27 protein-coding genes and 1 riboswitch are annotated in these 26787 nt (G+C 72.9%); of the genes, 12 read left to right on the plus strand and 15 right to left on the minus strand.

Going from position 1 to position 26787, the window contains the following annotated elements; genetic code table 11:
• Nucleotides 1–21 precede the first annotated feature (21 nt).
• Nucleotides 22–705 (plus strand): DUF4291 domain-containing protein, encoded by a 684-nt coding sequence (locus tag SLAV_RS17265; RefSeq protein ID WP_078950626.1) that lies wholly within the window; start codon nt 22–24, stop codon nt 703–705.
• Nucleotides 706–960: 255 nt separating this feature from the next.
• Entirely contained in the window at nt 961–2604 is a 1644-nt protein-coding gene (locus SLAV_RS17270) for a DNA repair helicase XPB (protein ID WP_030239212.1), read from the plus strand.
• Here SLAV_RS17270 and SLAV_RS17275 read toward each other — a convergent pair.
• Together SLAV_RS17275 and SLAV_RS17280 are read right to left on the minus strand one after the other, a co-directional pair.
• A complete protein-coding gene (locus tag SLAV_RS17275; RefSeq protein WP_051841381.1) occupies nt 2570–3409 on the minus strand; it encodes a glycosyltransferase family 87 protein in 840 nt (279 codons plus the stop codon). The two genes, SLAV_RS17270 and SLAV_RS17275, sit on opposite strands and share 35 nt — an antisense overlap.
• 64 nt (nt 3410–3473) lie before the next feature.
• A complete protein-coding gene (locus SLAV_RS17280) occupies nt 3474–3659 on the minus strand; it encodes a hypothetical protein (protein ID WP_030239208.1) in 186 nt (61 codons plus the stop codon).
• Nucleotides 3660–4064: 405 nt separating this feature from the next.
• On the opposite strand from SLAV_RS17280, the gene SLAV_RS17285 reads away from it, so the two are divergent.
• Nucleotides 4065–6038, plus strand: coding sequence for a HelD family protein (locus SLAV_RS17285; protein WP_394298632.1), 1974 nt, complete (start codon nt 4065–4067; stop codon nt 6036–6038).
• Nucleotides 6039–6415: 377 nt separating this feature from the next.
• Here the strand turns inward: SLAV_RS17285 and SLAV_RS17290 are convergent, their stop codons facing one another.
• Nucleotides 6416–7102 (minus strand): copper homeostasis protein CutC, encoded by a 687-nt coding sequence (locus SLAV_RS17290; protein ID WP_030232515.1) that lies wholly within the window; start codon nt 7100–7102, stop codon nt 6416–6418.
• A gap of 119 nt (nt 7103–7221) precedes the next feature.
• Here SLAV_RS17290 and SLAV_RS17295 point away from each other — a divergent pair, with 119 nt between their 5' ends.
• Nucleotides 7222–7872: an HD domain-containing protein gene (locus SLAV_RS17295; protein WP_030232512.1), complete on the plus strand. Its 651-nt coding sequence runs from the start codon at nt 7222–7224 to the stop codon at nt 7870–7872.
• 90 nt (nt 7873–7962) lie between these two features.
• Nucleotides 7963–9183 carry a Cmx/CmrA family chloramphenicol efflux MFS transporter gene (locus SLAV_RS17300; RefSeq protein ID WP_051841092.1) on the plus strand — a complete coding sequence of 407 codons (1221 nt, stop codon included), beginning with the start codon at nt 7963–7965 and terminating at the stop codon, nt 9181–9183.
• A 31-nt stretch (nt 9184–9214) separates the two neighbouring features.
• On the opposite strand, the gene SLAV_RS17305 is transcribed toward SLAV_RS17300, so the two are convergent.
• Nucleotides 9215–9481, minus strand: a complete 267-nt coding sequence (locus SLAV_RS17305; protein ID WP_030232506.1) for a DUF4031 domain-containing protein — start codon at nt 9479–9481, stop codon at nt 9215–9217.
• 7 nt (nt 9482–9488) lie between these two features.
• A complete protein-coding gene (locus SLAV_RS17310) occupies nt 9489–9866 on the minus strand; it encodes a DUF8819 family protein (RefSeq protein ID WP_030232504.1) in 378 nt (125 codons plus the stop codon).
• Between the two features lie 123 nt (nt 9867–9989).
• On the opposite strand from SLAV_RS17310, the gene SLAV_RS17315 reads away from it, so the two are divergent.
• The 3 genes from SLAV_RS17315 to SLAV_RS17325 are packed head-to-tail and all read left to right on the plus strand — an operon-like array spanning nt 9990 to nt 13439.
• Nucleotides 9990–10934, plus strand: a complete 945-nt coding sequence (locus SLAV_RS17315) for a MurR/RpiR family transcriptional regulator (protein WP_030232501.1) — start codon at nt 9990–9992, stop codon at nt 10932–10934.
• Nucleotides 10931–11854: an N-acetylmuramic acid 6-phosphate etherase gene (gene murQ / locus SLAV_RS17320; RefSeq protein WP_030232498.1), complete on the plus strand. Its 924-nt coding sequence runs from the start codon at nt 10931–10933 to the stop codon at nt 11852–11854. The genes SLAV_RS17315 and murQ overlap by 4 nt, the downstream gene beginning before the upstream one ends.
• A gap of 43 nt (nt 11855–11897) precedes the next feature.
• Nucleotides 11898–13439 (plus strand): PTS transporter subunit EIIC, encoded by a 1542-nt coding sequence (locus tag SLAV_RS17325; protein ID WP_030232496.1) that lies wholly within the window; start codon nt 11898–11900, stop codon nt 13437–13439.
• A 60-nt stretch (nt 13440–13499) separates the two neighbouring features.
• On the opposite strand, the gene SLAV_RS17330 is transcribed toward SLAV_RS17325, so the two are convergent.
• The 3 genes from SLAV_RS17330 to SLAV_RS17340 form a co-directional block, all read right to left on the minus strand.
• Entirely contained in the window at nt 13500–14684 is a 1185-nt protein-coding gene (locus SLAV_RS17330; protein ID WP_030232493.1) for a S8 family peptidase, read from the minus strand.
• Nucleotides 14685–14989: 305 nt separating this feature from the next.
• Entirely contained in the window at nt 14990–15730 is a 741-nt protein-coding gene (locus SLAV_RS17335) for a LamG domain-containing protein (protein WP_234333688.1), read from the minus strand.
• Nucleotides 15731–15772: 42 nt separating this feature from the next.
• A complete protein-coding gene (locus SLAV_RS17340) occupies nt 15773–16387 on the minus strand; it encodes a phosphoribosylanthranilate isomerase (RefSeq protein WP_030232488.1) in 615 nt (204 codons plus the stop codon).
• 142 nt (nt 16388–16529) lie between these two features.
• Between SLAV_RS17340 and SLAV_RS17345 the strand changes: the two genes are divergently transcribed.
• Nucleotides 16530–17102, plus strand: coding sequence for a Uma2 family endonuclease (locus SLAV_RS17345; protein ID WP_100661294.1), 573 nt, complete (start codon nt 16530–16532; stop codon nt 17100–17102).
• An 84-nt stretch (nt 17103–17186) separates the two neighbouring features.
• Here the strand turns inward: SLAV_RS17345 and groL are convergent, their stop codons facing one another.
• The 4 genes from groL to thrC all read right to left on the minus strand — a co-directional run bounded on the left by groL (nt 17187) and on the right by thrC (nt 21322).
• Entirely contained in the window at nt 17187–18809 is a 1623-nt protein-coding gene (gene groL, locus SLAV_RS17350; protein WP_030232482.1) for a chaperonin GroEL, read from the minus strand.
• A 319-nt stretch (nt 18810–19128) separates the two neighbouring features.
• Nucleotides 19129–19338, minus strand: a complete 210-nt coding sequence (locus SLAV_RS17355) for a cold-shock protein (RefSeq protein ID WP_030232479.1) — start codon at nt 19336–19338, stop codon at nt 19129–19131.
• Between the two features lie 384 nt (nt 19339–19722).
• On the minus strand, nt 19723–19998 hold the full coding sequence (locus tag SLAV_RS17360; protein ID WP_030232477.1) for a MoaD/ThiS family protein: 276 nt from the start codon (nt 19996–19998) through the stop codon (nt 19723–19725).
• Nucleotides 19999–20032: 34 nt separating this feature from the next.
• The gene (thrC, locus tag SLAV_RS17365) at nt 20033–21322 is read right to left on the minus strand and encodes a threonine synthase (protein WP_030232474.1); all 1290 of its coding nucleotides are present in this window, start codon (nt 21320–21322) and stop codon (nt 20033–20035) included.
• 17 nt (nt 21323–21339) lie between these two features.
• Nucleotides 21340–21498: riboswitch (SAM riboswitch) on the minus strand.
• A gap of 195 nt (nt 21499–21693) precedes the next feature.
• Between thrC and SLAV_RS17370 the strand changes: the two genes are divergently transcribed.
• Both SLAV_RS17370 and SLAV_RS17375 read left to right on the plus strand, forming a co-directional pair.
• Nucleotides 21694–22644, plus strand: coding sequence for a glucosyl-3-phosphoglycerate synthase (locus tag SLAV_RS17370; protein ID WP_030232472.1), 951 nt, complete (start codon nt 21694–21696; stop codon nt 22642–22644).
• A 62-nt stretch (nt 22645–22706) separates the two neighbouring features.
• Entirely contained in the window at nt 22707–24173 is a 1467-nt protein-coding gene (locus SLAV_RS17375) for an alpha,alpha-trehalose-phosphate synthase (UDP-forming) (protein ID WP_030232468.1), read from the plus strand.
• Here SLAV_RS17375 and SLAV_RS17380 read toward each other — a convergent pair.
• Nucleotides 24146–24886, minus strand: a complete 741-nt coding sequence (locus SLAV_RS17380; protein WP_078950416.1) for a hypothetical protein — start codon at nt 24884–24886, stop codon at nt 24146–24148. The two genes, SLAV_RS17375 and SLAV_RS17380, sit on opposite strands and share 28 nt — an antisense overlap.
• Nucleotides 24887–24979: 93 nt before the next feature.
• Here SLAV_RS17380 and SLAV_RS17385 point away from each other — a divergent pair, with 93 nt between their 5' ends.
• A complete protein-coding gene (locus tag SLAV_RS17385) occupies nt 24980–25603 on the plus strand; it encodes a TetR/AcrR family transcriptional regulator (RefSeq protein WP_037687640.1) in 624 nt (207 codons plus the stop codon).
• Between the two features lie 31 nt (nt 25604–25634).
• Here SLAV_RS17385 and otsB read toward each other — a convergent pair whose 3' ends face one another.
• On the minus strand, nt 25635–26492 hold the full coding sequence (otsB, locus tag SLAV_RS17390) for a trehalose-phosphatase (protein ID WP_030232460.1): 858 nt from the start codon (nt 26490–26492) through the stop codon (nt 25635–25637).
• A 55-nt stretch (nt 26493–26547) separates the two neighbouring features.
• Nucleotides 26548–26784 (minus strand): DUF3263 domain-containing protein, encoded by a 237-nt coding sequence (locus tag SLAV_RS17395; RefSeq protein WP_030232458.1) that lies wholly within the window; start codon nt 26782–26784, stop codon nt 26548–26550.
• Between the last annotated feature and the right edge of the window lie 3 nt (nt 26785–26787).

Below are 26787 nucleotides of genomic sequence, written 5' to 3' on the forward strand. Positions count from 1 at the left end.
CGGGCGGGGCAGTCTGACGGCATGTCCGCACTTCCCGCCGCCCACGCCGCGCCCGGCGCGCCCGGCGCGACGCCCGTGCCGGCCGGCACCCCCGGCACCTCTGCCACACCCGCCACGCCCGCCACACCCGCGCACCAGATCCGCGCGGCCCACACCGGCACCACGGTCACCGTCTACCAGGCCTACTCCCCCGCCCTGGGCCTCCCGGCGGCCCGCGACGGCCGCTTCCCGCCCGCCTGGAAGCGCGAGCGAATGACGTGGATCAAACCGTCGTTCCTGTGGATGATGTACCGCTGCGGCTGGGCCACGAAGGCCGCCCAGGAGACCGTGCTCGCCGTCGAGATCACCCGCGCGGGCTTCGACCGGGCCCTCGCCGGCGCCTGCCTGTCGCACTACGCCCCCCGGGTGCACGCGGACCGCGACGCCTGGAAGGAGTCGGTGCGCAGCACGTACGCCCGGGTCCAGTGGGACCCGGAACGCGACCCGCACCTGAACCCGCTGCCGTACCGCTCGCTCCAGCTCGGCCTGTCGGGCCCCCTCTCGCGGGCCTACGCCGACGAGTGGACGGTCTCCATCCGCGACGTCACCCCGCTGGCCCGGGAGATCCACGGGCTGCTCCGGAGCGGCGACACCGGCGCCGCCCGGGCCCTCCTGCCCGTCGAGACCCCCTACCCGGCGGGACCGCTGCCCCACCTGGGCGCGTAGTCGATCCTCTCCGGGCCGAAGGGCCACGCCCCGGCGAGCCGGCGGGACACCGTCCGGTACGAAATCCCGCTGATCATCTTTGATGCCCGGACGGTACGCACGGCCTCCACGGCCGCGCACCGGATTTCCCGCCGGGCCGCCGGGCCGCCGGGCCGTCCGCGCGGCGCAGAACCCTCCCGCCCGCCCGGCGATACGGCAGACTGGAGGTTTGCCCGTCCTCGTCCGGACGGGCACCCACGCCGGAAAGGGGCGTTTGTGAACGGGCCTCTCATCGTCCAGAGCGACAAAACCCTCCTGCTGGAGGTCGACCACGAACTCGCCGGGGCCGCGCGCCGGGCCATCGCGCCCTTCGCCGAGCTGGAGCGGGCGCCCGAGCACATCCACACCTACCGGATCACCCCGCTCGGACTGTGGAACGCGCGGGCCGCCGGGCACGACGCCGAGCAGGTCGTCGACGCGCTCGTCGAGTTCTCCCGGTACCCCGTCCCGCACGCGCTGCTCGTCGACGTCGCCGAGACCATGGCCCGCTACGGGCGGCTCACCCTCTCCAAGCACCCCGTCCACGGGCTGGTGCTGACCAGCACCGACCGGCCCGTGCTGGAGGAGATCCTGCGGTCCAAGCGGATCACCCCGCTGGTCGGGGCCCGGATCGACGCCGACACGGTGGCCGTGCACCCCTCCGAGCGCGGGCAGATCAAGCAGACCCTGCTGAAGCTGGGCTGGCCCGCCGAGGACCTCGCCGGGTACGTCGACGGCGAGGCCCACGCGATCGACCTCGTCGAGGACGGCTGGGCACTGCGCCCGTACCAGCAGCAGGCCGTCGAGGGCTTCTGGCACGGCGGCTCCGGCGTGGTCGTCCTGCCCTGCGGCGCCGGAAAGACCCTGGTCGGCGCCGGGGCCATGGCCCAGGCCAAGGCGACCACGCTGATCCTGGTGACCAACACCGTCTCCGCGCGCCAGTGGAAGCACGAGCTGATCAAGCGGACCTCGCTGACGGAGGAGGAGATCGGCGAGTACTCCGGCACCCGCAAGGAGATCCGCCCGGTCACCATCGCCACCTACCAGGTCCTCACGACCAAGCGGAAGGGCGTCTACCCCCACCTGGAGCTCTTCGACTCCCGGGACTGGGGGCTGATCCTCTACGACGAGGTGCACCTGCTGCCCGCCCCCGTCTTCAAGTTCACCGCCGACCTCCAGGCCCGCCGCCGGCTCGGTCTGACCGCGACCCTGGTGCGGGAGGACGGCCGCGAGTCGGACGTGTTCTCGCTCATCGGGCCCAAGCGGTTCGACGCCCCCTGGAAGGAGATCGAGGCGCAGGGCTACATCGCGCCCGCCGACTGCGTGGAGGTCCGCGTCAACCTCACCGAGTCGGAGCGGCTCGCGTACGCGACCGCCGAGACCGAGGAGAAGTACCGCTTCTGCGCGACGACCGCGACGAAGCGCAAGGTCACCGAGGCCCTGGTGCGCAAGCACCAGGGCGAGCAGACCCTGGTCATCGGCCAGTACATCGACCAGCTCGACGAGCTGGGCGAGCACCTGGACGCGCCCGTCATCAAGGGCGAGACCTCCAACGCGCAGCGCGAGAAGCTCTTCGACGCGTTCCGCGAGGGCGAGATCAGCGTGCTGGTCGTCTCGAAGGTCGCCAACTTCTCCATCGACCTGCCCGAGGCCACCGTCGCCATCCAGGTGTCCGGCACCTTCGGCTCGCGCCAGGAGGAGGCACAGCGCCTGGGCCGGGTGCTGCGGCCGAAGGCGGACGGGCACGAGGCGCGGTTCTACTCGGTCGTCGCGCGCGACACGATCGACCAGGACTTCGCCGCGCACCGCCAGCGGTTCCTGGCCGAACAGGGCTACGCCTACCGGATCATGGACGCCGACGAGCTGCTGGCGAGTGACTGACCGCCCCCTCCAGGGGTGAGCGGGGCCCGGGAACCGAACCCGCCGGGAGCGGCTCCGGGCGCGGGCTCCCCGGCCGCCTCCGGCGGGCGGCCGCCCCGGCCAGGACGGCGAGCAGCGGTACGCACCACACCCACAGGTGCGGCCCGTCCAGCAGCAGGGCCCGCCCGGCGGCCGACAGGTGGCGGGCCCAGAAGTCGGCGGAGGCCTGCGGGAGGACCAGCAGCCCGAGCAGCGCCGTCCCGGCGAAGCCGGCCAGCGCCGTCAGCCCGGCCCGGACACGGCCGGTGAGCAGCAGGTACGGGATGAAGACCGCCGGGGTCAGGGTGATCCCGGCGGCGGTGCCCAGCGCGAAGCCCTTGCCGAGCGCGGCGCGCGGCCGGCCCAGGTCCCAGACGGCGAGGCAGGCGAGCGCCAGGTTGATCTGGCCGGGCAGCGGGCTCTGGAACAGCGGCTCCAGCCACAGACCGGCGATGGTGGCGGCGAGAACGGCACCCGGCCGCGCCCGCAGGCCCCCCAGGCGGCAGGAGAGCAGGACCAGCAGGGCGAGCAGGCAGCCGTTCCCGAGGACGAGGACGGCCTTGAGCACCCCGGCGGGCAGCCAGGCGGCGGGCGTGAACAGGATCGCCGCGAACGGCGGATAAGCGGCGGGCGGATGCCATTCGGCCCCGGAGAAGCCGTACAGCAGGGCGTCGGCGGTCGGGATGCGCAGGACCACGCACAGCACGCCCAGCGCGAGCAGTGAGCCCGTGACCAGCACACCGGCCAGGGGAGACGGCGAGCGGGCGGGATCGGAGCTGCGGGTCACGCGCGTGACCCTAGTGGATCAGCGCGGGGATGCCACCGGTATCAGGCCATCGCGGGCCGACCGGTCAGCGGCGTATGACGCCGGCGTCCTCGGAGTACTCGCCCAGGACGACGACGCTCACCGCGGCCGTGGCGAAGACCTTCGCGGCGCGCAGCACGTCGCCGACCAGGTGACGGTGCCGGGTATCGGAGGTGGCGGTGGCGCCGCTCGGGCGGCCGCCCTGAAGAGGAGTGAAGGTTGCGGTGCTCATGTATCCATGGTGCGCCCGCGCCTCCCGCTCCACATCGCCCTGCGGAGGGAACCGCACGGGCCCCGGCGTCCTCCTCACGGCGCATGCCGACCCCTACTGGCACCCCTGAGGTCTGACACTCCCCCGTATGACACCCGTACGGAGGTCCTGCCCCCACGGGACTTCCGCCCCGGTAATCCGTTCGCGCCGGACCGCCCCGCTGACTACAATCGCCGCTCTTGCCGCCTCCCGCCGCCGTACCGGGGAGAGCCACCCGCCGGACGGCAACCGGCGGGCTTCTGTTGCCGCACCGCTGGAGGCAGTCCCGTGCCCGCGCACGCCCCTGACACCACCCCCGACGCCGCAGCCGACCCGCTCGGCCGGGAACGCACCCACCTGAGCGCCTCGCGCGCCGCCCTGCGCGCCATGCGCGAGGACGTGGAGGCCCTCGACATCCGCGACGTCACCGCGAACTGGGTCAACGCCATCGTCCTCCAGGCGCAGATCGACGACCGCATCAAGGCCCTCGCCGACCTCACCCACACCCCGCTCTTCTTCGGCCGCCTCGACTACCTCCACGCCCCGGGCGCGGAACTGGCCGAAGGCGCGGAGGGCGAACAGTTCTACATCGGCCGCCGCCACGTCCACGACGCCGACGGCGACCCGATGGTGATCGACTGGCGCGCGCCCGTCTCCCAGCCCTTCTACCGCGCCTCCAAGAAGGACCCGCAGGACATCGCGCTGCGCCGCCGCTTCGGCTACACCGGGGGCGAGCTGACCGCGTACGAGGACGAGCACCTGTCCGACCCGGCCGAGGCGGCCGCCGTCAGCAAGCTCCTCCAGCAGGAGATCGAGCGCCCGCGCGTCGGCCCCATGCGCGACATCGTCGCGACGATCCAGCCCGAACAGGACGAGATCGTCCGCTCCGGCCTGTCCGGCTCGGTCTGCGTCCAGGGCGGCCCCGGCACCGGAAAGACCGCCGTCGGCCTGCACCGCGTCGCCTACCTCCTCTACGCGCACCGCGACCGTCTGGCCCGCACCGGCACCCTCGTCATCGGGCCGAACCGTTCCTTCCTCCACTACATCGAGCAGGTCCTGCCGGCCCTGGGCGAGCTGGAGGTCAAGCAGGCCACCGTCGACGACCTCGTCGCCCGCGAGGGCCTGGAGGTACGCGGCGACGACACCGCCGAAACCGCCGTGATCAAGGGCGACGCCCGGATGGCCCAGGTGCTGCGCCGCGCGGTCCGCTCACACGTCACCGAGCCCACCGAACCGCTGATGGTGGTGCGCGGCTCGCGCCGCTGGCGGGTACCGGCCTACGAACTGGCGGAGATCGTCTCCGAACTCCAGACGCGCGACATCCGCTACGGAGCCGCCCGCGACGCCCTCCCCCAGCGGATCGCCCACGCGGTCCTCGTCCGCATGGAACAGGCGGGCGAGGCACCCGACGACCGGGTGCAGGACGCGGTGGCCCGCAACGCGGCGGTGAAGGCCGCCGTCAAGGCGGTCTGGCCGCCGGTGGAACCGTCGAAGCTGGTGCTGCGCCTCCTGTCCGAGCCGGAGTTCCTGGCCGCGCACGCCGAGGGGATCCTCACCGAGGACGAACAGAAGCTCCTGCTGTGGCCGAAGCCGTTCCGCAGCGTGCGGTCGGCGAAGTGGTCGGCGGCGGACCTCGTCCTCATCGACGAGGCCTCCGACCTGGTGGAGCGCACCCACTCCCTGGGCCACGTGGTCCTCGACGAGGCCCAGGACCTGTCCCCGATGCAGTACCGGGCCGTCGGGCGCCGCTGCACGACCGGCTCCGCGACCGTCCTCGGCGACCTCGCCCAGGGCACCACCCCGTGGGCCACCCGCAGCTGGGACGAGGCCCTCACCCACCTCGGCAAGCCGGAAGCGGCGGTGGAGGAGCTCACGGCGGGCTTCCGCGTGCCGCGCGAGGTGATCGCGTACGCGTCGCGGCTGCTGCCGTCGATCTCGCCGGGGCTGTCCCCGGTGTCCTCGGTCCGCGAGACCCCGGGATCCCTGGTGGTCTCCGAGACGGCCGACCTGACGGCGGACGTCGTGTCGGCCTGCCGGGACTCCCTCGCGCACGAGGGCTCCATCGGCCTGATCGCGGCGGACGCGCGGATCCCCGTACTGGCGGAAGCGCTGCTGGCGGCGGGGCTGCCGTACCTGTCCCCCGGCGAGGAGACGACGGCGCGGTCGCGGCTGACGCTGGTGCCGGCGTCGCTGGCCAAGGGTCTGGAGTACGACTACGTCGTCCTCGACGAGCCCGCCGCCATCGTCTCCGGCGAACCGGACGAGCGGACCGGCCTGCGGCGGCTCTACGTCTGCCTCACCCGCGCGGTCTCAGGCCTCACGGCCCTCCACACGGCCCCCCTCCCGGCCCCCCTCACCTAACCCCCTGGGGCCCCGCCCCGGCCCCCGCGCCTCAATCGCCGGCGAGGCTGGATCTGGCCACCGGTCGCCATCCGCCTGCGGGCCGTCTGCCGGGGGCCAGCCCCCGGACCCCCGCGCCTCAAACGCCGGCGGGGCTGGATTTTGCCCGGCCGGGGGCGGGGACGGGGTGGGGTGTTGGCCGGGACGTAAAACGTGATTTGTTGGCGCGAGGTGCCCGGGGCCACTGGAGGCTCGGACAGGGCGCCATAAATCATGCAGTCCCGGACGACACCCCACCCCGGCACCGACCCCGGCCACCCCCGACCCCGCCCGGCCAGGGCACCCGCCCGGCCAGGGCACCCGCCCGGCCAGGGCAACGGCCCGGCCAGGGCAACGGTCTACCCCAGCGCCTCCCGCCACTCCGCCACCGCCGCCGCCGAGACCGGCCGGTCCCAGCCGGACGGCCTCGCCGCGCCGCCGATGTGGAAGGCGTCGACGCCACCCGCCCGCAGCCCCGGCACGTGCGCCAGCCCCAGCCCCCCGCCGACCAGGATCCGCGCCCCGTACCCCGGCTCACCCGCCCGCGCGGCCTCCGCCAACAGCACGGGCAGCCCCTCCGAGACCCCGGCCGCCGACCCCGCCGTCAGGTAGGTGTCGAGCCCCGGCAGATCCGCGAGCGCCTTCCGCAGCTGGTCGCGGTCCGCCGCCCGGTCGATGGCCCGGTGGAAGGTCCAGCGGCAGCCGTCCAGCTCCGCCACCACCGCCTCGACCGCCGCCAGGTCCGGGCTGCCGTCCGGGTTCAGGAACCCGAGGACGAACTCCGTCGCCCCCTCCGCCCGCATCTCCCGCGCCGCCTCCACCAGCCGGGAGACGTCCCCGGCCGCGAACCCGTCGGCCTTGCGGAGCATCACGCGCAGCGGGATGTCGACCGCCGACCGGATCGCCGCGAAGGTCTCGCGCGACGGCGTGAGCCCGTCGGCGGCCATATCGGTGATCACTTCGAGTCGGTCCGCCCCACCGGCCTGCGCGGCGACCGCGTCCTCCACGTCGAGGGCGATCACCTCCAGGAGCGCACGGTTGCTCATTCGATGCCGTCCTTCGTTCCGGATGCCCGGATAGGGAAAATAGGTCTAGTCCAATATCCAGGGTACGGGCCCACCACCGCGCTCCACCAGCGCTATCACGCCACCCCCACAATGTGCGCATGAACACAGACACCCCGCACAGCGACACCACCGCCCTGCGCGCCCGCTGGCGGGCGACCGCCACCGCCGCCGGAGCCGCCCACGACCCCGACCCCTACGCCGACCGCCTCCTCGCCGCCTGGGCGGAGCCCCACCGCCGGTACCACACCACCGCGCACCTGGCCCACGTACTGGACCGCCTCGACACGCTCGCCCCGCACGCCGCCGACCCCACCGCCGTCGAGCTCGCGGCCTGGTTCCACGACGCCGTCTACCGTCCCGACCGCTCCGAGAACGAGGAACGCAGCGCCGCCCTCGCCGAGCGCGCCCTCCCCGAGCTCGGCATCGACGACTCCCGCACCGCCGAGGTCGCCCGCCTGGTCCGGCTCACCGTCACCCACGACCCCGCCCCCGGCGACACCGACGGCGAGGCCCTCTGCGACGCCGACCTCGCCGTCCTCGCCGGCACCCCGCAGGCCTACGCCGCGTACGCCGCCGCCGTCCGCGAGGAGTACGCGTTCGTCCCCGACGCGGCCTTCCGCACCGGCCGCGCCGCCGTCCTGCGCCAGCTGCTCGCCCTCCCCCGCCTCTTCCGCACCCCCCACGGCGCCGAGCACTGGGAGACCCCGGCCCGCCACAACCTCACGGCGGAACTCCACACGCTCACCTGACCCGACCTGACAGACTCCACGCCGCCGGGAATGTCCCCTCCGCCCCGGCGGTTCGTGAAGAACATGCCCGCAGCCCCCGTACGCCCCCGCATGCCCGTTGCCGTCTACATCCTCGGCCTGTCCGTCTTCGCACTCGGGACCAGCGAGTTCATGCTGTCCGGGCTGCTGCCGCCGATCGCCGAGGACATGGGCGTCACCATCCCGCAGGCGGGACTGCTGATCTCCGCCTTCGCGATCGGCATGGTCGTCGGGGCCCCGCTGCTGGCCGTCGCCACCCTCCGCCTGCCGCGCCGCACCACCCTCGTCTCCCTCATCAGCCTCTTCGGCCTCGGGCAGGTCGCGGGCGCGCTGGCCCCCACATACGGGCTGCTCTTCGCCTCCCGGGTGGTCTCCGCCCTCGCCTGCGCCGGGTTCTGGGCCGTCGGCGCGGCCGTCGCCATCGCCATGGTGGACAAGGACCAGCGGGCCCGCGCCATGGCCGTCATGATCGGCGGGCTCTCCATAGCCAACGTCCTCGGCGTCCCGGCCGGCGCCTTCCTCGGCGAGCAGTTCGGCTGGCGGGCCGCGTTCTGGTCGGTCGGCGCGGCCTCCGCCATCGCCCTCGCCGGCATCCTGGCCCTGATCCCGAAGATCCCGCTGCCCGCCGAGAAGCCCCGCCTCGGCCGCGAGCTGCGCATCTACCGCGACCGTCAGGTGTGGCTGTCCATCGGCATCACCGCACTGGCCGCGGGCGGCGTCTTCTGCGCCTTCAGCTACCTGTCGCCGCTGCTCACGGACGTCGCCGGGCTGGACGCGGCGTGGGTGCCGTGGATCCTCGGCCTCTTCGGCGTCGGCGCGCTGGTCGGCACCACCATCGGCGGGCGGATCGCCGACGCCCACCTGTTCGGGGTGATGCTCTGGGGCATCACCGCCTCCACGGTGTTCCTCGCGGCGCTCACGGTCCTGGCCTCCAGCGCGGCGGCCGCGATCGCCCTGTCCTTCCTGCTGGGCGTCTCGGCGTTCTTCACCGCCCCCGCCCTCAACGCCCGCATGTTCAACGTCGCGGGCGCCGCCCCCACCCTGGCCGGAGCCACCACCACCGCCGCGTTCAACCTCGGCAACACCGGCGGCCCCTGGCTCGGCGGCACCGTCATCGACGCCGGACACGGCTTCGCGAGCCCCGCCTGGGCAGGCGCCGCCATGACCCTCACCGCGATCGCGCTCACCGTGATCGCCCTGCGCCTGGACCGCCGTACGCCGCCCACCGCCAGCACCGTGATCGCCTCGGGCACCGCCACCCCGGCCCCCGCGCCCCAGCCCGCCGAGGCATAACCCCGGCCCCGGCCCGAGCGGCTCCCCGGCCTCAGGCCGGGCGGCCCTTCGGCCGCCGCAGCCCCGCGTCCGTCAGCCGGCGCACCAGCTCCTTGCTGCCGATCTCCACCGCCCCCGCCCCGACCGCGTCCGCGTACCGGTGCGAGGGCACGTCGTAGTGGTCCCGCTCGAAGGCCCGCGGCGGACAGCCGATGCCCGCCGCGAAGGCGTGCAGCTCCTCGTACGAGACGTCGCTGACCAGGTGCGACCACATGCGGCCGTGCCCCGGCCAGACCGGCGGGTCGATGTACACCGTCACGGGCGGCTCACCGGCCCGGGTGGAAGACGGGGCCGAGGCCGCCCACCGCCGCCACCCGTACGCCCGCCTCGGAACACACCCAGTGCGGATCGGGCCCCAGCTCCGGCTCCACGTCCAGCGCGTGCGGCTCCCCGTGCGCGCACACGGGGCACAGCGGCCAGCGCCCGTACTTCTCCAGCAGCGCGTCCTTCACGTCCTGCGCGACGAGTCCGGCGAGGTAGTCGACCCCCTCGGGCCACTGCTCCACCCACCACCGGCGGTGCGTGACCGAGTCCTCGACGAGGGAGACGACATCGGCATCGGCGACCTCACCGGCGGCGAGATCGGCGAGAACAAGTGCACGGGCGACATGCAGCGCCTGTTCCAGGGGGGTCGCGTGGTCCATGCGCCCATTGTGGACCCGGACCGGCCCCGTGGCTAAGGCCCTTCCGGCGGGGGTCCGAAGTCCCGGCGCGCCGGGGCCGCATGGCACCTTGACGCCCACCGGCCCCGAAAATAGCTTTCAAAGGTGAGCCAAAGAGCGAAAGAAACCTTCACCACCGCCCCCGCTCCCACCCCCGCCGCCCTGCGGGCCCGGATCCGCGGGCTCGGGGCGTCCATGACGCGGTCCGCGCAGATCGTCGCCGAAGCCGTCGCCGCCGATCCCGCCGGGTGCTCCCGGCTCACCGTCACCGCCCTCGCCGAACGCACCGGCACCAGCGAGGCCACCGTCGTGCGCACCGCCCGCCTCCTCGGCTACCCCGGCTACCGCGACCTGCGCCTGGCCCTGGCCGCGCTCGCGGGCCGGCAGGAGTCCGACGAGGCGCCCGCCGTCACCGCAGGCATAGCCGTCGACGACCCCCTGGCCGACGTCGTCGCCAAACTGGCGCACGAGGAGGCGCAGACCCTCGCCGACACCGCCGCCGCACTCGACCTGGCCCAGCTGTCCGCCGCCGTCGACGCCCTCGCGACCGCACGCCGCATCGACATCTACGGAGTCGGCGCCTCCGCCCTCGTCGGCCAGGACCTCGCGCAGAAGCTGCTGCGCATCGGCCTGATCGCGCACGCCCACCACGACCCCCACCTCGCCGTCACCAACTCCGTCCTGCTCCGCCCCGGGGACGTGGCCGTCGCCGTCACCCACTCCGGCGCCACGGGCGACGTCATCGACCCGCTGCGCCACGCCTTCGAGCGGGGCGCGACGACCATCGCCGTCACCGGCGGCCCCGCCTCGCCCGTCACCCACTACGCCGACCTCGTCCTGGCCACCTCGGCCGCGCGCGAGAGCCGGCTGCGCCCGGCCGCCATGTCGAGCCGGACCAGCCAGCTCCTCGTCGTCGACTGCCTGTTCGTCGGCGTCGCGCAGCGGACCTACGACACCGCCGCGCCCGCGCTCGCCGCGTCGTACGAGGCCCTCGCCCCCCGCCACCGCGCCACCGCCCCCCGTACCGCACGCCAGGAGCCCCGCACATGACCGCGTACGCCGCCCTCCGCGCCCAGCTCGACACCCTGACCACCGAGGCCTTCCGCCCCGAACTCGCCGACATCGACCGGCTCCCCACCCTGGAGATCGCCCGGATCATGAACGCCGAGGACGCCACCGTCCCGGCCGCCGTCGCCGGCGAGCTGCCCCGGATCGCCGCCGCCGTCGACGCGATCGCCGCGCGCATGGCCCGCGGCGGCCGCCTGGTCTACGCGGGCGCGGGCACCGCGGGCCGCCTCGGGGTCCTGGACGCCAGCGAGTGCCCGCCCACCTTCAACACCGATCCGCAGCAGGTCGTCGGCCTGATCGCGGGCGGCCCCACAGCGATGGTCAAGGCCGTCGAGGGCGCCGAGGACTCCGCGGAGCTGGCCGCCGCGGACCTCACCGCCCTCGGCCTGACCGCCGACGACAGCGTCATCGGCATCTCGGCCTCCGGCCGCACCCCGTACGCGATCGGCGCCGTCGACTTCGCCCGCTCCCGCGGCGCGCTCACCGTCGGCCTGTCCTGCAACGCCGGCTCCGCCCTCGCCGCCGCCGCCGAACACGGCATCGAGGTCGTGGTCGGCCCGGAACTGCTCACCGGATCCACCCGGCTGAAGGCGGGCACCGCCCAGAAGCTCGTCCTGAACCTGATCTCGACCGTCACGATGATCCGCCTCGGCAAGACCTACGGGAACCTCATGGTCGACGTGCGCGCCTCCAACGAGAAGCTGCGCGCCCGCTCCCGCCGCATCGTCGCCCTGGCCACCGGCGCGCCCGACGCGGAGATCGAGGCCGCCCTCACCGCCACCGACGGCGAGGTCAAGAACGCCATCCTCGTGATCCTCGGCGGAGTCGACGGCCCCACCGCCACCGCCCTCCTCGCCACCGCCGGAGGCCACCTGCGCGCCGCCCTCGCCGAAGCCCGCTGACCCCGTTCCCCCCGCCCGCTCCCCCAACGCAAGGCGACCCAGCATGCCCACTGACAAGAACCGCGCCACAGCCGCCGCGATCCTTCCTCTGGTCGGCGGCCCGGACAACATCACCTCCGTCGCGCACTGCATGACCCGTCTGCGCATCGCGCTGCGCGACCGTTCGCTCGTCCGGCACGAGGAGCTCAAGGCCCTCCCCGCGGTCCTGGGCGTGGTCGAGGACGACACCTACCAGATCGTGCTGGGCCCGGGCACCGTCGCCCGCGTCACCCCCGAGTTCGAGGCCCTGGTGGCCGAGGCCCGTACGCAGGCCGCGCCCGCGCCCGACACCGCGCCCGCCGCCGCGTCCGCCACCGCCCCGGAACCCGCCGCGGCCCCGCACCCCGGCGTCACCGCGGCCGAACTCGCCGACCGGGGCACGGCGCTGAAGGACGCCCGCAAGGCCCGCAACGCCACCCCGTTCAAACTGTTCCTGCGCCGCGTCGCGAACATCTTCGTCCCGCTGATCCCCGCCCTCATCGGCTGCGGGATCATCGCGGGCCTGAACGGCATGCTCACCAACCTCGGCTGGCTCCCGGCACTCGTCCCCGCCCTCGCCGCGATCGCCTCCGGCTTCATGTCCCTGATCGCCGTGTTCGTCGGCCACAACACCGCCAAGGAGTTCGGCGGCACCCCGGTCCTCGGCGGCGCGGTCGCCGCGATCATCGTCTTCCCCGGCGTCGCGAAGATCGACGCCTTCGGCCAGCACCTCTCCCCCGGCCAGGGCGGCGTCCTCGGCGCGCTCGCGGCGGCGCTGCTCGCCGTCCAGGTGGAGAAGTGGTGCCGCAAGCGGGTGCCCGAGGCCCTGGACGTACTGGTCACCCCCACCCTCACCGTGCTGGTCTCCGGCCTGGTCACCCTCTTCGGCCTGATGTTCCTCGCCGGCTCGGTCTCCACCGCCATCGGCACCTCCGCCACCTGGCTGCTGTCCACCGGCGGCGCCTTCGCCGGGCTCGTGCTCGGCGGGCTCTTCCTCCCCCTGGTGATGCTGGGCCTGCACCAGGCCCTGATCCCCATCCACACCACCCTCATCGAGCAGACCGGCTACACGGTGCTCCTGCCCATCCTGGCCATGGCGGGCGCGGGCCAGGTCGGCGCGGCCATCGCCGTCTACTTCCGGCTCCCGCGCAACCGCTCGCTGCGCACCACCATCAAGTCCGCGCTCCCGGCCGGATTCCTGGGTGTCGGCGAGCCGCTGATCTACGGGATCTCCCTGCCGCTGGGCCGCCCCTTCGTCACCGCCTGCGTGGGCGGAGCGGCGGGCGGGGCCTTCGTGGGCCTCTTCAACCAGCTCGGCGTCGGCTTCGGCTCCACCGCGATCGGCCCCTCGGGCTGGGCCCTCTTCCCGCTGCTGGACGGCAGGGCGGGCATGGGCGCGACCGTCGCCGTCTACGCGGGCGGCCTCGCCGTCGGCTACCTGACCGGCTTCGCCGCGACCTACTTCTTCGGCTTCACCCGGCAGATGCTGGCCGAGCTCGACACCGACCCGGACCCGGCGGCCGGCACCCCGGCCGCCGGTCCGGCGAAGCAGCCGGTGCCGGCGTAGGGACGGACCGCGGGGCGGCGGCGGTGCCCCGTCACCACCGCCGCCCCGGACCGCCCCGGCTCAGAGACCGTTGGTGAACAGCAGCTTGTTCGGGGTGTTGTCGCTGAGGTTCTGCAGGATGTCCTTCGTGGACGAGTCGTCCAGGAAGTCCGCCACCTCGGCCGGCAGCGCGTTGGGGTGCAGGGACTTGTAGAGGGCGGCCACCCCGGTGACGTGCGGGGTCGCCATCGACGTGCCGTCCAGGGCCACGCTGCCGCCGCCGAGCCGCGCGGAGACGATGTCCTTGCCCGGTCCGTACAGGTCCACGCAATTGCCCCAGTTCGAGAAGTCGGTCTCCTCGTCGAAGCGGTTCGTCGCGCCGACCGTCACCACGCGGGCGGCGGAGGCGGGCGAGACCCGGCAGGCGTCCCTGTTGTCGTTGCCCGCCGCGACGAGGGGCAGCACGCCCCGGTCCGACACCGCGGTGGCGGCCGCGTTCACGGATTCGAGCCGGTCACCGCCCAGGGAGGCGTTCAGGACCGCCGGCTGCCGGGCGTTGCGGGCCACCCAGTCGAAGCCCGCGATGATCCCCGACCAGGCACCGCGGTTGTCGCAGCCGAGGACGCGGACGCTGACCAGGTTCACCTTGCGCGCGACCCCGAAGGTCGTACCGCCGACCGTGCCCGCGACGTGCGTGCCGTGGCCGTTGCAGTCCGCGCCGCCCCGGCCGTCGCCGATCGCGTCGAAGCCGGCGCGCGCACGGCCCCCGAAGTCGGGGTGCGTGAAGTCGATGCCGCTGTCGAGGATGTACGCCGTCACGCCCTGGCCGCTGCGATTGGCACTGAAGTTGTTGTCGAGCGGCAGGAAGCGCTGGTCGATCCGGTCCAGGCCCCAGGAGTGGGCGGGGGACTTCGTCTGAACGCCCTTGGAGGGCATCGGCGGGCCGCTCACCCGCGCGTCCTCCTCCACCGACAGCACGCCGTACGACTCCCGGACCGTCTCCAGCTGCTTCGGCGTGAGGCTCGTCGCGAACCCGTTGATCGCCGTGGTGTAGGTGAACTTCGGCTTCAGCCCGATGGACTCGGCGAAGTTCTTCGGGTCGAGGGACTTGGCGAGGGTGACGATGTAGCTGCCGGGAATGGCGTTCGCGGAGGTGTGCAGCGGAGCCGGCGTCGGCTCCGGGGCTGCGGCAGAGGCCGTACCGGCCGCCACGGGACTCAGGGCCAGGACGGCGGCGGTGGTCAGGCGCGCGGCGAGCAGACGCATGGAGGGGACTCCCTGGAGTGCGTGGGGATCGGCGTGGGTGAGCCGCGCCCGGCACCGGCGGCGGTTCCCGGGAGGCGGCCCTCCGGTTCATCGGGTCACCCCCGGAGCCGACTTGAGCCGCCCGCCTCCGCCTGGCCGAAGGCCCGCACCGCCCGTCGCGGACCCGCCGCACCGACTGCAGAAACGATCATTCGCCGTTGTCGCCCAGCCCCCCGGCCCCCGTTACGGCCCTGAGGAATCCACCCGTACGGGCGACCCGGGGCCCGCCGTGCCGGGGCGATCGCCCGCACCGGTTCCCCGCGCCGTCAGGCCCGGTACACCTGCAGCCGGGAGACCTCGTAGGACATCCGCGTCAGCTCCGGACCGGGCGCCGGGTGGTACCGCCCGGCGGACACCGACAGGTTCACGATGAGGTACGCGTGCCAGCCGCGCCCCACGCCCCGGCGGTCGGAGAAGACGCGCGCGCCGTTGACCCACCAGACGACCGAGGTCCGGCCGAACTCGACCTTCAGGTCCACCCACGCTCCGGGCCGGACCGCGGGATCGCGGTGGTAGCGGTGTGCCTCGCGGACGTGGTTGGAGAGTTCGAGCAGGTCGGGGTTGTCGGGGTGGTACTCGAAGACGTCGATCTCCTGACCGCCGTCGCGCCAGGTCCAGATCGCGGGCCAGGCCCCCGTCTCGACGGGCAGCCGCACCCGCGCCTCCAGCACGTCGCCGGTGCGGACCATGAACTCCTCGTCGCTGCCCTCGGTGGTGAGCAGTCCGGTGTCCCAGTTCCCGTCGGGGCGCAGGGTCGCGAGGAAGGTCCCGCCGCGGCTGTAGGCGGGGTCGGTGACGAGGTGGTCGAGCTTGTTGTCGCCCGGGTTGACCGGGCCGCCGTTGGGATAGGCCCAGGAGCGGCCGGCCACCCACTGGGTGGTCGAGGTGAAGTCGGCGGTGAAGGCGGGGGTACGGCGCGGGGCGAGCCCGGGCAGCCCTCCGCCGCCACCTCCGGGAGCGAGGCGGCGCGTCAGGCGCCGCAGCCATCCGAACGTTTCCGGTTCCATACGGGCGTTCTGCCCGCCCCCGAATGCCTCACACGGACTTTCTCACTCAGAGTAATCATATGATTGCGCCGCGGAAACGAAGGCGCGGATCAGCTCCGGGGACTTCACCCCGCGCTCGCTCTCGACCCCGCTGGAGACGTCCACGCCCCAGGCCCCGGTCGCGGCGACGGCCTCGCGCACGTTGCCCGGATTCAGCCCGCCGGCCAGCAGCCAGCGGCCCTCGGGGGCGGCGAATTCCGCGGAACCCCAGTTCCAGGGCTTGCCGGAGCCCGGGTCGGGCGCGTCGATCAGCAGCAGGTCCTCCCCGTACTCGCCGCAGCGCTCCACGTGCAGGGCGGTGGCCCGCAGCAGGGTCCGGCCGGGCGCGCGCAGGGCCTCGTAGTGCGCCGGCGGCTCCTCCCCGTGCAGCTGCACGCCGCGCACGCCGCTCTCCTCGGTGAACCGGCGCACCTCCTCGACGGACTGCCCCCGGAACACCCCGACGGTGAGCACCCCGGCGGGCACCCGCGCGGCCAGCTCACGCGCCGCACCGGCCCCGATGGTCCGGGGGCTGCCGGGCGCGAACACGAACCCGACGGCCCCGGCCCCCGCCTCCACGGCCACGTCGACGTCACGGGCGGTCTTGAGCCCGCAGATCTTCACGAAGAGATCGCTCATGCCCCAAGTCAACCAAAGCCCCCCGCCCGACGACGCCCCGTCTCGCCCCCCGGGCACGGACACCCGCGCGCCGCTAGCCTGGAACGGGGCTCACGCCCCGTGCACGGCACACCACGCCACGCGGAGGACGACGGTGACGACCATGATCGAGCGGGCCACACCGATAGAGCAGGCGGCACCACCGACGTTCGAAACACTCCTGCGCATGGTCGCGGAGATGGACACGCCAGACGGCTTCAAAGCCGAGCTCATCCGGGGGAAGATCATCGTGTCGCCGTTCTCGTCGCTGCGTTATCTGCGCAGCATGCGTGCGCTTCGTGAGCAGCTCAAGGTCCATGCTCCCGAAGGCCACATCACCGAGACCTCCCCGTTCCTCTTCCGGTTCCCTGCCGCAGAGCGGGCCTACGGCCCCGACCTGTTCGTCGCGGACGAGGCCGCCTTCGAGGACGATGGCCGTCACGCGGACAGTGCGGCCCTGTCCTTGGTCGCCGAGTTCACGTCCACCTCCACGAAAGACGTGGACTGGCACGAGAAGCTGGAGGTGTACGGCCAGGTGGTCCCCGTGTACCTGGTGGCCGACATGCAGGCGAAAGAGATCACCTGCTTCTCCGAACCCTCACCACATGGCTACCGGTCCCGCAGGACGGTGTCCTTCGGCGAGGAGCTGCACGTCCCCGAACCCTTCGACTGCACCGTCGACACCACCGGCTTCTAGAGGACCGGGAACGCCCGAGGGCGGCACCCCCCGTGTGGGGAGTGCCGCCCTCGGCCGAAGAACAGCCGATCAGCCAGGGGCCGATCAGAAGTCCATGTCACCGCCCGGCATGCCGCCGCCCGCGGGGGCACCGGCCTTCTCGGGCTTGTCGGCGATGACGGCCTCGGTGGTGAGGAAGAGGGCCGCGATCGACGCCGCGTTCTGCAGCGCGGAGCGGGTGACCTTCGCCGGGTCGATGATGCCCTCGGCGATCATGTCGACGTACTCGCCGGTGGCGGCGTTCAGACCGTGGCCGACGGCCAGGTTGCGCACCTTCTCGACGACGACGCCACCCTCAAGACCACCGTTGACGGCGATCTGCTTCAGCGGGGCCTCCAGCGCGAGCTTCACGGCGTTGGCGCCGGTCGCCTCGTCACCGGTGAGCTCCAGCTTCTCGAAGACCGAGGAGGCCTGCAGCAGGGCCACGCCACCGCCGGCGACGATGCCCTCCTCGACGGCCGCCTTCGCGTTGCGAACGGCGTCCTCGATGCGGTGCTTGCGCTCCTTGAGCTCGACCTCGGTCGCGGCGCCGGCCTTGATGACGGCCACGCCGCCGGCCAGCTTCGCGAGGCGCTCCTGGAGCTTCTCGCGGTCGTAGTCCGAGTCGGAGTTGTCGATCTCGGCGCGGATCTGGTTGACGCGGCCCTGGACCTGGTCGCTGTCACCGGAGCCGTCGACGATGGTGGTCTCGTCCTTGGTGATGACGACCTTGCGGGCGCGGCCGAGCAGGTCGAGACCGGCGTTCTCCAGCTTGAGGCCGACCTCCTCGGAGATGACCGTGCCGCCCGTGAGGATGGCGATGTCGCCGAGCATGGCCTTGCGGCGGTCGCCGAAGCCCGGGGCCTTGACGGCGACGGACTTGAAGGTGCCGCGGATCTTGTTGACGACCAGGGTCGACAGGGCCTCGCCCTCGACGTCCTCGGCGATGATCAGCAGCGGCTTGCCGGACTGCATGACCTTCTCCAGGAGCGGCAGCAGGTCCTTGACCGAGCCGATCTTGGAGTTGACGATCAGGATGTACGGGTCGTCCAGGGACGCCTCCATACGCTCCATGTCGGTGGCGAAGTAGGCCGAGATGTAGCCCTTGTCGAAGCGCATGCCCTCGGTGAGTTCGAGCTCCAGACCGAAGGTCTGCGACTCCTCGACGGTGATGACGCCTTCCTTGCCGACCTTGTCCATGGCCTCGGCGATGAGCTCGCCGATCTGGGTGTCGGCGGCGGAGATGGAGGCCGTGGAAGCGATCTGCTCCTTGGTCTCGACGTCCTTGGCCTGCGCGAGCAGGGCGGCGGAGACGGCCTCGACGGCCTTCTCGATACCGCGCTTGAGGGCCATCGGGTTGGCACCGGCGGCCACGTTGCGCAGACCCTCGCGGACGAGAGCCTGGGCGAGGACGGTGGCGGTGGTCGTACCGTCGCCGGCGACGTCGTCCGTCTTCTTGGCGACTTCCTTGACCAGCTCGGCGCCGATCTTCTCGTACGGGTCCTCGAGCTCGATCTCCTTGGCGATGGAGACGCCATCGTTGGTGATCGTGGGCGCGCCCCACTTCTTCTCAAGGACGACGTTGCGACCCTTGGGGCCAAGGGTGACCTTGACGGCGTCGGCGAGCTGGTTCATGCCACGCTCGAGACCGCGCCGGGCCTCCTCGTTGAACGCAATGATCTTGGCCATCTGAAGTGGTCCTCCCGGACAGGGGTGGATTGCTCCGGACCGCGCCCGCGCCCGCGACGGACGGCCTGCGGAGCCGGCGGTTCCTTCCCGCCGGACCCGTCGGGCCTCACCGACCCGGTCCTCGTCTTAGTAGCACTCTCACCTGGAGAGTGCTAACGCCAATGATTAGCACTCGACCCCCGCGAGTGCAAGCGGCTTGAGGCAACGCCGGGCTGCTTCCGGCCGGGCGCAAGGGGCGACGCACGAGGGGCCCGCATCCCGTGTCCAGGATGTGGGCCCCTCGTACGTCTGTTGCGTCGGTGGTCGATCGCGCTGGGTTTCAGCCGGCAGCAGCGAGCTTGACCATGTCCGCCTGCGGACCCTTCTGGCCCTGCGAGATCTCGAACTCGACCCGCTGACCCTCTTCAAGGGTGCGGTACCCGTCCATCTGGATGGCGCTGTAGTGGACGAACACATCCGCACCACCGTCGACCGCGATGAAGCCGTAGCCCTTCTCCGCGTTGAACCACTTGACGGTGCCCTGAGCCATGCCTAACTCCCCTATTACTGGCCCTTGCGCGGTACCGCACTTCGCGGTCCCGGGTCAGAACTTGCGCCGGAACGCCTCGACCGGGGCTGAATGTATCCGCACCGCTGCTGTCTGCAACAGGTCAATCCGACGAGAATTCTGGACACGCGGAAACATAGAAATAGAGTGAAAATTTGGCATATGGCAGGGCAACTCGGGCCAGACAATCTTCGCCAAAGCCCCAAAGGGCGCACGCATGTTGACTCAATGTCAACCCTCCCGAGGCCCGCTCATATGCGGCGGGCAAGAGCACCGGAGGGGACTTCCCCAACCCTACCGCGCCCAATCAAGCAGAATTGCCCCCTCCGCTTATTAGCGGAGGGGGCAATTCTACTTTTCGGGGTCTCAGCCGCCCGCGACGGCCGGAATGATCGAGACGCCGGCGCCGTCCGGCGTCGCCGCCTGCAGGCCGCCCTCGAAGCGCACGTCGTCGTCGTTGACGTAGACGTTCACGAAGCGGCGCAGCTTGCCCTGGTCGTCCAGGACGCGCGCGGCGATGCCCGGGTGGTTCTGCTCCAGGGACTGGATGACCTCGGCCAGGGTCGAGCCCTCGGCCGGGACCTCGGCGACGCCGCCGGTGTAGGTGCGCAGGATGGTGGGGATGCGGACGTTGACGCTCATGGCGCTACCGCCTTTCCGGGAGTCGTGGGAAGGGTCAGGCCAGGCCGGCGGCGCGGAACGCGTCCAGGCTCGGGCGGATGGTGGCGGTCTGCCCGCTGTCCGCGGCCACCGCCTCCAGGGTCTTGAGGCCGTCACCGGTGTTCAGGATCACGGTGGTCAGCGCCGGGTCGAGCTGCCCGTTCTCGATGAGCTTCTTCGTCACGCCGACGGTCACGCCGCCCGCGGTCTCGGCGAAGATGCCCTCGGTCTGCGCCAGGATCTTGATCGCCTCGACGACCTGGGTGTCGTTGACGTCCTCGACGTAGCCCCCGGTGCGGCGGGCGATGTCCAGGACGTACGGGCCGTCCGCCGGGTTGCCGATGGCGAGCGACTTGGCGATGGTGTCCGGCTTCTGCGGGCGGACCACGTCGTGGCCGGCCTTGAAGGCGGTGGAGACCGGGGAGCAGCCCTCGGCCTGGGCGCCGAAGATCTTGTACGGCTTGTCCTCGACCAGTCCGAGCTTGATCAGCTCCTGCAGACCCTTGTCGATCTTCGTCAGCTGGGAGCCGGACGCGATCGGGATGACGATCTGGTCGGGCAGCTGCCAGCCGAGCTGCTCGCAGATCTCGTACGCCAGGGTCTTGGAGCCCTCGCCGTAGTACGGGCGGAGGTTGACGTTGACGAAGCCCCAGCCCTCGCCCAGCGGGTCGCCGATGAGCTCGGAGCAGAAGCGGTTGACGTCGTCGTAGTTGCCCTCGATGCCGACGAGGTCGCCGCCGTAGACCCCGGCCATGACGACCTTGCCCTGCTCCAGGTCGTGCGGGATGAACACGCAGGAGCGGAAGCCGGCGCGGGCGGCCGCGGCGCCGACGGCGCCGGCCAGGTTGCCGGTGGAGGAGCAGGACAGGGTGGTGAAGCCGAAGGCGCGGGCCGCCTCGACGGCGATGGCCACGACGCGGTCCTTGAAGGAGTGCGTCGGGTTGCCGGAGTCGTCCTTGACGTACAGCTTGCCGGTGACACCCAGCTCCTTGGCCAGGTTCTGCGCGTCCACGAGCTTGGTGAAGCCGGGGTTCAGGCTGGGCTTGGAGGCCACGTCGGCGGGGACGGGCAGCAGCGGCGCGTAGCGCCAGATGTTGTTCGGGCCGGCCTCGATCGCGGCGCGCAGGGCCTCGGGGTCGCCGAGCGGGAGCTCGTAGGCGACTTCCAGCGGACCGAAACACTCGACGCACGCGAAGATCGGGCCGAGCTCGAAGCGGGTGCCGCACTCGCGACAGGAAAGGCCGGTGGCGGGTCCGAGGTCGACGGAACCGGGGGCGGTGGAGGTGGTGACGGTCTGTGCAGCCATGACGGCGAGGCCCTTTCTCCTCATCTTCCCCATGGCGCACTTCGCCATGAGACGGAATTGGCACCTTCCCTAGCCGGGGACCTCGCGGCGTGCGTGTCGAAAACGCATCGCGAGAACCGACTGGAGGGTTGCCGGGGCTTCAACGGGCCGTGTCCCTCTGCCCCTCTGGATGAGCGGTATGGCACCGGCACACGCGCTCTGTGGCGCGCCGGTGCGTTTGTGCGCGGGGACCCCGGCATGCCGTGGTCCTTCGCGTTGTTCAAGACTGTAACCGAAGGCCAGGGCGGTTGAGACAGCCGTCCGAACCGCGAGATGGATCACATATCGGCCGATATCTCCGAGGGCCGCCGAGGAAGCAGGGAGTGCTGAGGGTGCTGGATGAGGTGGAGCGCTGGCTGGCAGACCGCTCCTGGTCCGCCGCCGACCGACCGCTCGACCAGCTGCTCGACCGGAAACGGGCGGCCGGGACGACGGTCAGCGTGGTGCTGCCCGCGCTCGACGAGGAGGCCACGGTCGGGGAGATCGTCGGGGTGATCCGGCGCGATCTGATCGACGGCCTGCCGGTCCCCCTGGTCGACGAGCTGGTGGTGGTCGACTCCGGCTCCACCGACCGTACGGCGGAGGTGGCGGCCGCGGCCGGCGCCCGGGTCGTGCACCGGGACGCGATCCTGCCGCGGATCCCCGCGCTGCCCGGCAAGGGCGAGGTGCTGTGGCGTTCGCTGCTCGCCACCACCGGGGACGTGGTCTGCTTCGTCGACGCCGACCTGCGGGACTTCTCGGCGTCGTTCGTCTCCGGGATCGTCGGCCCGCTGCTGACCGATCCGCAGGTGCAGTTCGTCAAGGCCATGTACGACCGCCCGCTCGCGGACGCCCCCGGCCAGGGTGGACGGGTGACCGAGCTGGTCGCCCGCCCCCTTCTGAACCTGCACTGGCCGCAGCTGGCCGGCTTCGTTCAGCCGCTCGGCGGGGAGTACGCCGTACGGCGCTCCCTGCTGGAGCGGCTCCCCTTCCCCGTCGGCTACGGCGTGGAGCTGGGCCTGCTGGTGGACGCGCTGCACACGGTCGGGCTGGACGCGCTGGCCCAGGTCGACGTCGGGGTCCGGCTGCACCGGCACCAGGACGGGCGGGCGCTGGGCCGGATGGCCGCCGCGATCTACCGGACGGCGCAGGTCCGGCTCTCGCGCGCGCACCTCGTGCGGCCGGAGCTGACCCAGTTCGAGCGGGGGCCGGACGGGTTCGTTCCGCGCACCTACGCGGTGGACACCGAGGAGCGGCCGCCGATGGCCGAGATCAAGGAATACGCGGGCCGCCGCGTGGCTTGACGGCCGCCGGAGCGGCGCCGCACACGAGTTTGAGCCGGGGCGGCCCGGGCTAGGTTCGCCCCATGGCTTCTCAGGTACTCGTCGCGGCGAACCGCGGCCCGCTCTCCTACGCCCTCTCCGACGACGGCACGCTCAGCGCCCGGCGCGGCGGGGGCGGACTCGTCTCCGGCCTGTCGGCGGCCCTCGCGAAGCAGCCGGACGCCCTCTGGATCTGCGCGGCCCTCTCCGACGCCGACCGGGAGGCGGTGCGCCGGGGCACCTCCGAGCCGGGGGTGCGGATGCTGGACATCGACCCGGCCGTGTACGACGGCGCGTACAACGGCATCGCCAACTCGGTGCTCTGGTTCACCCACCACCACCTCTACGACGTCCCGCGCGAGCCGGTCTTCGACGCGGCGTTCCGGCGGCACTGGGACGCGTACGTCTCCTACAACCGGGCCTTCGCCGAGGCCCTGGCCGAGGAGGCCGCCGAGGGGGCCCGCGTCCTGGTGCAGGACTACCACCTGGCGCTGGTGCCGGGGCAGCTGCGGGAGCTGCGCCCCGACCTGCGGATCGCGCACTTCACGCACACGCCGTGGGCGTCGCAGGAGTTCATGGAGATGCTGCCCGAAGACATCCGCGGGCAGCTGGTGTGGGGGATGCTCGGCGCGGACCAGCTGGGCTTCCACGCCTGGCGCTGGTCGGTGAACTTCATCGTCGGATCCAACAGGGAAGACGCGACCGGCATCGCGGAGTCCTCCCTGCCCAGCGGGGTCCCCGAGCGCGGGGTGTGGCACTACAGGGCGGCCGCCGACGGGCGCGGCTTCGAGCGGAAGCGGTTCACCGAGGTCCGGCAGTACCCGCTGGGCGTGGACGCGGACGACCTGCGGGCGCTGGCGCACCGGCCGGTCGTGGACGACAGGCTGGCGGCGCTGCGGGCGGAGGTCGCGGGCCGCAGGACGATCGTGCGGGTGGACCGCACCGAGCTGTCGAAGAACATCCTGCGCGGGCTGCTGGCCTACCGGGAGCTGCTCGTGACGCACCCCGAGTGGCGGGAGCGGGTGGTGCACCTGGCCTCCGCGTACCCGTCGCGGCAGGACCTGGCGGTGTACCGCGCGTACACGGATGCGGTGCGGGAGCTGGCGGCGGAGATCAACGAGGAGTTCGGGACGGCGGACTGGCAGCCGGTGCTGGTGTCGGTCGAGGACGACTTCGCGCGTTCCCTGGCCGCGTACCGGATGGCGGACGTGGCGCTGGTGAACCCGGTGCGGGACGGCATGAACCTGGTCGCGAAGGAGATCCCGGTGGTCTCGGAGGAAGGCTGCGCGCTGGTGCTCTCGACCGGGGCGGGGGCGCACGAGGAGCTGAAGGGCGACGCGATCACCGTGAACCCGTACGACGTCACCGCGACGGCCGAGGCCCTGCACGAGGCGCTGTCGATGCCCCGGGAGGAGCGGGCGGAGCGGACGAAGCGGCTGGCCGCGGCGGCCACGGCGCTGCCCCCGGCGGCCTGGTTCGAGGCTCAGCTGGCGGCGCTGGCCGGGGCCTGAGCGGGGGCGGCCGCGCCCACGGGCCGCGGGCGCGGCCGGAGGCACAGGGCGAGGGCGCCGAGGAGGAATCCGTAGCAGGCGACCAGGCCGTGGCCGTTGGCCTGGGCGAACCAGAGGACGAGGCCGAGGACGGGCACCCCGGCGGAGAGCAGCAGCTCCTTGGCGCGGCCGGGGGCGGGGTGTCCGTCCTCGGCCGTGCCGGCGCGGGGTGCGCGCAGGGCGTGGTGCAGGAGTGCGGCGGCGAGGGTGGCGCCGAGGAAGTAGGTGGCGCCGGAGCTCCCGGCGAAGTTGCGGGGGTCGGCGCCGTGGTGGCCGCCAGCGCCGAGCAGGGCGTCGAGGTGCTCCGGCAGAAGGATCCCGGCGAGGAACAGGGCCAGGGTGCGCGCGGTGCCCCAGTACCGGTCGGCCAGCGCGGCGACGGCGGCGAGGGTGGCGATGTTCCAGGCGCCGCCGAGGAGGCCGCCGTTCTGCAGGAAGACGGCGGTGACCACGCGCCACCACCCGCTCCGGGCGGGGTCGTCGTCGAGCGCGTCCATGGCCCCGGACCAGCACAGCTGCGTGAGGACGCCGGCGAGGGCGAGGGCCGTCAGCACCACCGCCGCCCGGGGGACCGGGCGGCCGCGCAGGGTGTCCCGGCCGACGAGGTCGAGCCCTGCGTTGAACATCATCACCATCAGTGCCGCCGTGGTCGCGTTGAACACGATCGCGCCCATCGCCGCCACCCCCCTTCGGTCGTCGTGGGACGACAGTAGCGCTCCCGGCGGCCACTTTCAAACAGTGTTAGAAAATGGGCGTAGGCTGTCCCCGTGAAGCTGACGAAGGAACGCATCATCGACGCGGGCATGGCGGAGTTCGCCGAGTCCGGCTACCACGGCCTGTCCATGCGGCGCGTGGCCCAGCGGCTCGACGCGAAGGCGGGCAGCCTCTACTACCACGTGCCCAGCAAGGGCGTCCTGGTCCGGCTGATGGCGGACCGGGTGGCCCGGCAGGCCTACGACGCCGGCACCGCCGCCCTGGCCGCACTGGATCCCGGTGCGGGCTGGCGGGAACGGGTGGAGGCCCAGGCCCTGACGCTGCGCGCCGTCATCCGGCGCCACGCCGGGGGCGCGGTGATGTTCGCCGACAGTCCGAAGGTGCTCAGCGACGGGGCGCTGTCGGTGATGGAGCGACTGCTGGAGACCCTGCGCGCGGCGGGGGTGCCGGAGGGGGACTGCGCGGTGGGGGCCGACGCGCTGCTCAGCCACCTCACGGGCTTCGTGCTCCAGGAGCAGAGCGAGTCCCCGGAGGCTCCCGTCGGGCCCGAGGACGTCGCCGCGCTGCTGGAGCGCTTCCCGCTGACGGTGGCGGCGGCCTCGGCCCACGGGGAGGACGAGAAGTTCCTGCGCAGCGTGCGCCTGATCTGCGCGGGCCTCGCGACGCTGATCCCCTGATCCGTCGCGAGGGCCATGCGGACCGGGCGGGTCAGGCGGTGCGCAGGGCCCCGGCGAGGGTCGCGAGGAAGGCCGCCACGGCGCCCGGGCCGGGCAGGACGAGGTCGGCGCGGGCGGCGAGTTCCGGGACCTCCGCGGAGCCGCTGCACACCAGCAGCCCCGGCAGGCCGTCGGCCCGGCGCTTCTCGACCGCCGAGAACGCCGCGAGGTCCCCGAGGTCGTCCCCGGCGTACAGCACGGCCTCGGCCCGCCGCTCCTCCAGGAACTCCGTCAGGGCGACGCCCTTGTCCATGCCCGGCGGACGCAGCTCCAGCACCGCCCGGCCCGGCTCGACCATCAGCCCGTGGCGGGCGGCGAGCTCCGCGAGGGGTTCGCGCAGGGCGCTGAACGCCGCCTCCGGGTCCTCGGCCCGCCGGGTGTGGACGGCCAGCGCGCGGCCCTTCTCCTCGATCCAGGTCCCGCGCCACGCGCCGATCGCGTCGAGGAAGCCCGGCAGCTCGGCCCGTACGGCGGCCACTCCGGGGTGTTCGGCGGGGGCGTGCACGATGCCGGTGACGGCGTCCCAGCGTTCGGCCCCGTAGTGGCCCAGGACGACGAGGTGTTCCAGGCCGGGCACCCCGGCGAAGCCGCCGTAGCGGACGGCGACCCCCGCGGGGCGGCCGGTGACCACGGCGACGGCCGCGACCTGCGGGGCGAGCGCGGCGAGCGCCGGTACGGCGTCCGGGTGCGCGCGCGCCTGGTCCGGGTCGGGGACGATGTCGGCGAGGGTGCCGTCGAAGTCGAGGGCGACGACGGCGCTGCGGGGTGCGCGGAGGAGGGCTTCGAGTCCCTCGCGTCCGGCTGCGGTGGCGGGCACGGGCATCGGCAGGTCGTGCGGATGGCTCCCCATGCAGACGACCCTACCGGCGACGCCGGGACGCGCCCACCCCTTCGCGGACAGTCGCCTACCGCCGGGCCCGCTGGGCCTCGCGGATCCGCCGGAGCCGGTTGACGGTGCCCGGCGCGTGTTCGAGCGCCCGTGGATCGTCCATCAAGGCGTTGAGCAGCTGGTAGTAGCGCACGGGGGTCAGGCCGAGCCCTTCCCGTATCGCCCGCTCCTTGGCGCCGGGCCCGGGCCAGGTGCGGCCTTCGTACGCGAGCACGGCGGCCTCCGTGGCCGTCAGCCGCCCGTCGTCCGTCATACG

The organism is Streptomyces lavendulae subsp. lavendulae (assembly GCF_002803845.1).
In the GTDB taxonomy this organism is placed as follows: domain Bacteria; phylum Actinomycetota; class Actinomycetes; order Streptomycetales; family Streptomycetaceae; genus Streptomyces; species Streptomyces lavendulae.

Excerpts from the sequence above, each read along its gene's own strand:
- SLAV_RS17265 (WP_078950626.1), top strand. The coding sequence starts at position 22 with ATGTCCGCACTTCCCGCCGCCCACGCCGCGCCCGGCGCGCCCGGCGCG.
- SLAV_RS17280 (WP_030239208.1), bottom strand. The coding sequence starts at position 3,659 with ATGAGCACCGCAACCTTCACTCCTCTTCAGGGCGGCCGCCCGAGCGGC.
- SLAV_RS17285 (WP_394298632.1), top strand. The coding sequence starts at position 4,065 with ATGCGCGAGGACGTGGAGGCCCTCGACATCCGCGACGTCACCGCGAAC.
- SLAV_RS17290 (WP_030232515.1), bottom strand. The coding sequence starts at position 7,102 with ATGAGCAACCGTGCGCTCCTGGAGGTGATCGCCCTCGACGTGGAGGAC.
- SLAV_RS17295 (WP_030232512.1), top strand. The coding sequence starts at position 7,222 with ATGAACACAGACACCCCGCACAGCGACACCACCGCCCTGCGCGCCCGC.
- SLAV_RS17300 (WP_051841092.1), top strand. The coding sequence starts at position 7,963 with ATGCCCGTTGCCGTCTACATCCTCGGCCTGTCCGTCTTCGCACTCGGG.
- SLAV_RS17310 (WP_030232504.1), bottom strand. The coding sequence starts at position 9,866 with ATGGACCACGCGACCCCCCTGGAACAGGCGCTGCATGTCGCCCGTGCA.
- murQ (WP_030232498.1), top strand. The coding sequence starts at position 10,931 with ATGACCGCGTACGCCGCCCTCCGCGCCCAGCTCGACACCCTGACCACC.
- SLAV_RS17325 (WP_030232496.1), top strand. The coding sequence starts at position 11,898 with ATGCCCACTGACAAGAACCGCGCCACAGCCGCCGCGATCCTTCCTCTG.
- SLAV_RS17330 (WP_030232493.1), bottom strand. The coding sequence starts at position 14,684 with ATGCGTCTGCTCGCCGCGCGCCTGACCACCGCCGCCGTCCTGGCCCTG.
- SLAV_RS17335 (WP_234333688.1), bottom strand. The coding sequence starts at position 15,730 with ATGGAACCGGAAACGTTCGGATGGCTGCGGCGCCTGACGCGCCGCCTC.
- SLAV_RS17340 (WP_030232488.1), bottom strand. The coding sequence starts at position 16,387 with ATGAGCGATCTCTTCGTGAAGATCTGCGGGCTCAAGACCGCCCGTGAC.
- SLAV_RS17345 (WP_100661294.1), top strand. The coding sequence starts at position 16,530 with ATGATCGAGCGGGCCACACCGATAGAGCAGGCGGCACCACCGACGTTC.
- groL (WP_030232482.1), bottom strand. The coding sequence starts at position 18,809 with ATGGCCAAGATCATTGCGTTCAACGAGGAGGCCCGGCGCGGTCTCGAG.
- SLAV_RS17355 (WP_030232479.1), bottom strand. The coding sequence starts at position 19,338 with ATGGCTCAGGGCACCGTCAAGTGGTTCAACGCGGAGAAGGGCTACGGC.
- SLAV_RS17360 (WP_030232477.1), bottom strand. The coding sequence starts at position 19,998 with ATGAGCGTCAACGTCCGCATCCCCACCATCCTGCGCACCTACACCGGC.
- thrC (WP_030232474.1), bottom strand. The coding sequence starts at position 21,322 with ATGGCTGCACAGACCGTCACCACCTCCACCGCCCCCGGTTCCGTCGAC.
- SLAV_RS17375 (WP_030232468.1), top strand. The coding sequence starts at position 22,707 with ATGGCTTCTCAGGTACTCGTCGCGGCGAACCGCGGCCCGCTCTCCTAC.
- SLAV_RS17380 (WP_078950416.1), bottom strand. The coding sequence starts at position 24,886 with ATGGGCGCGATCGTGTTCAACGCGACCACGGCGGCACTGATGGTGATG.
- otsB (WP_030232460.1), bottom strand. The coding sequence starts at position 26,492 with ATGGGGAGCCATCCGCACGACCTGCCGATGCCCGTGCCCGCCACCGCA.
- SLAV_RS17395 (WP_030232458.1), bottom strand. The coding sequence starts at position 26,784 with ATGACGGACGACGGGCGGCTGACGGCCACGGAGGCCGCCGTGCTCGCG.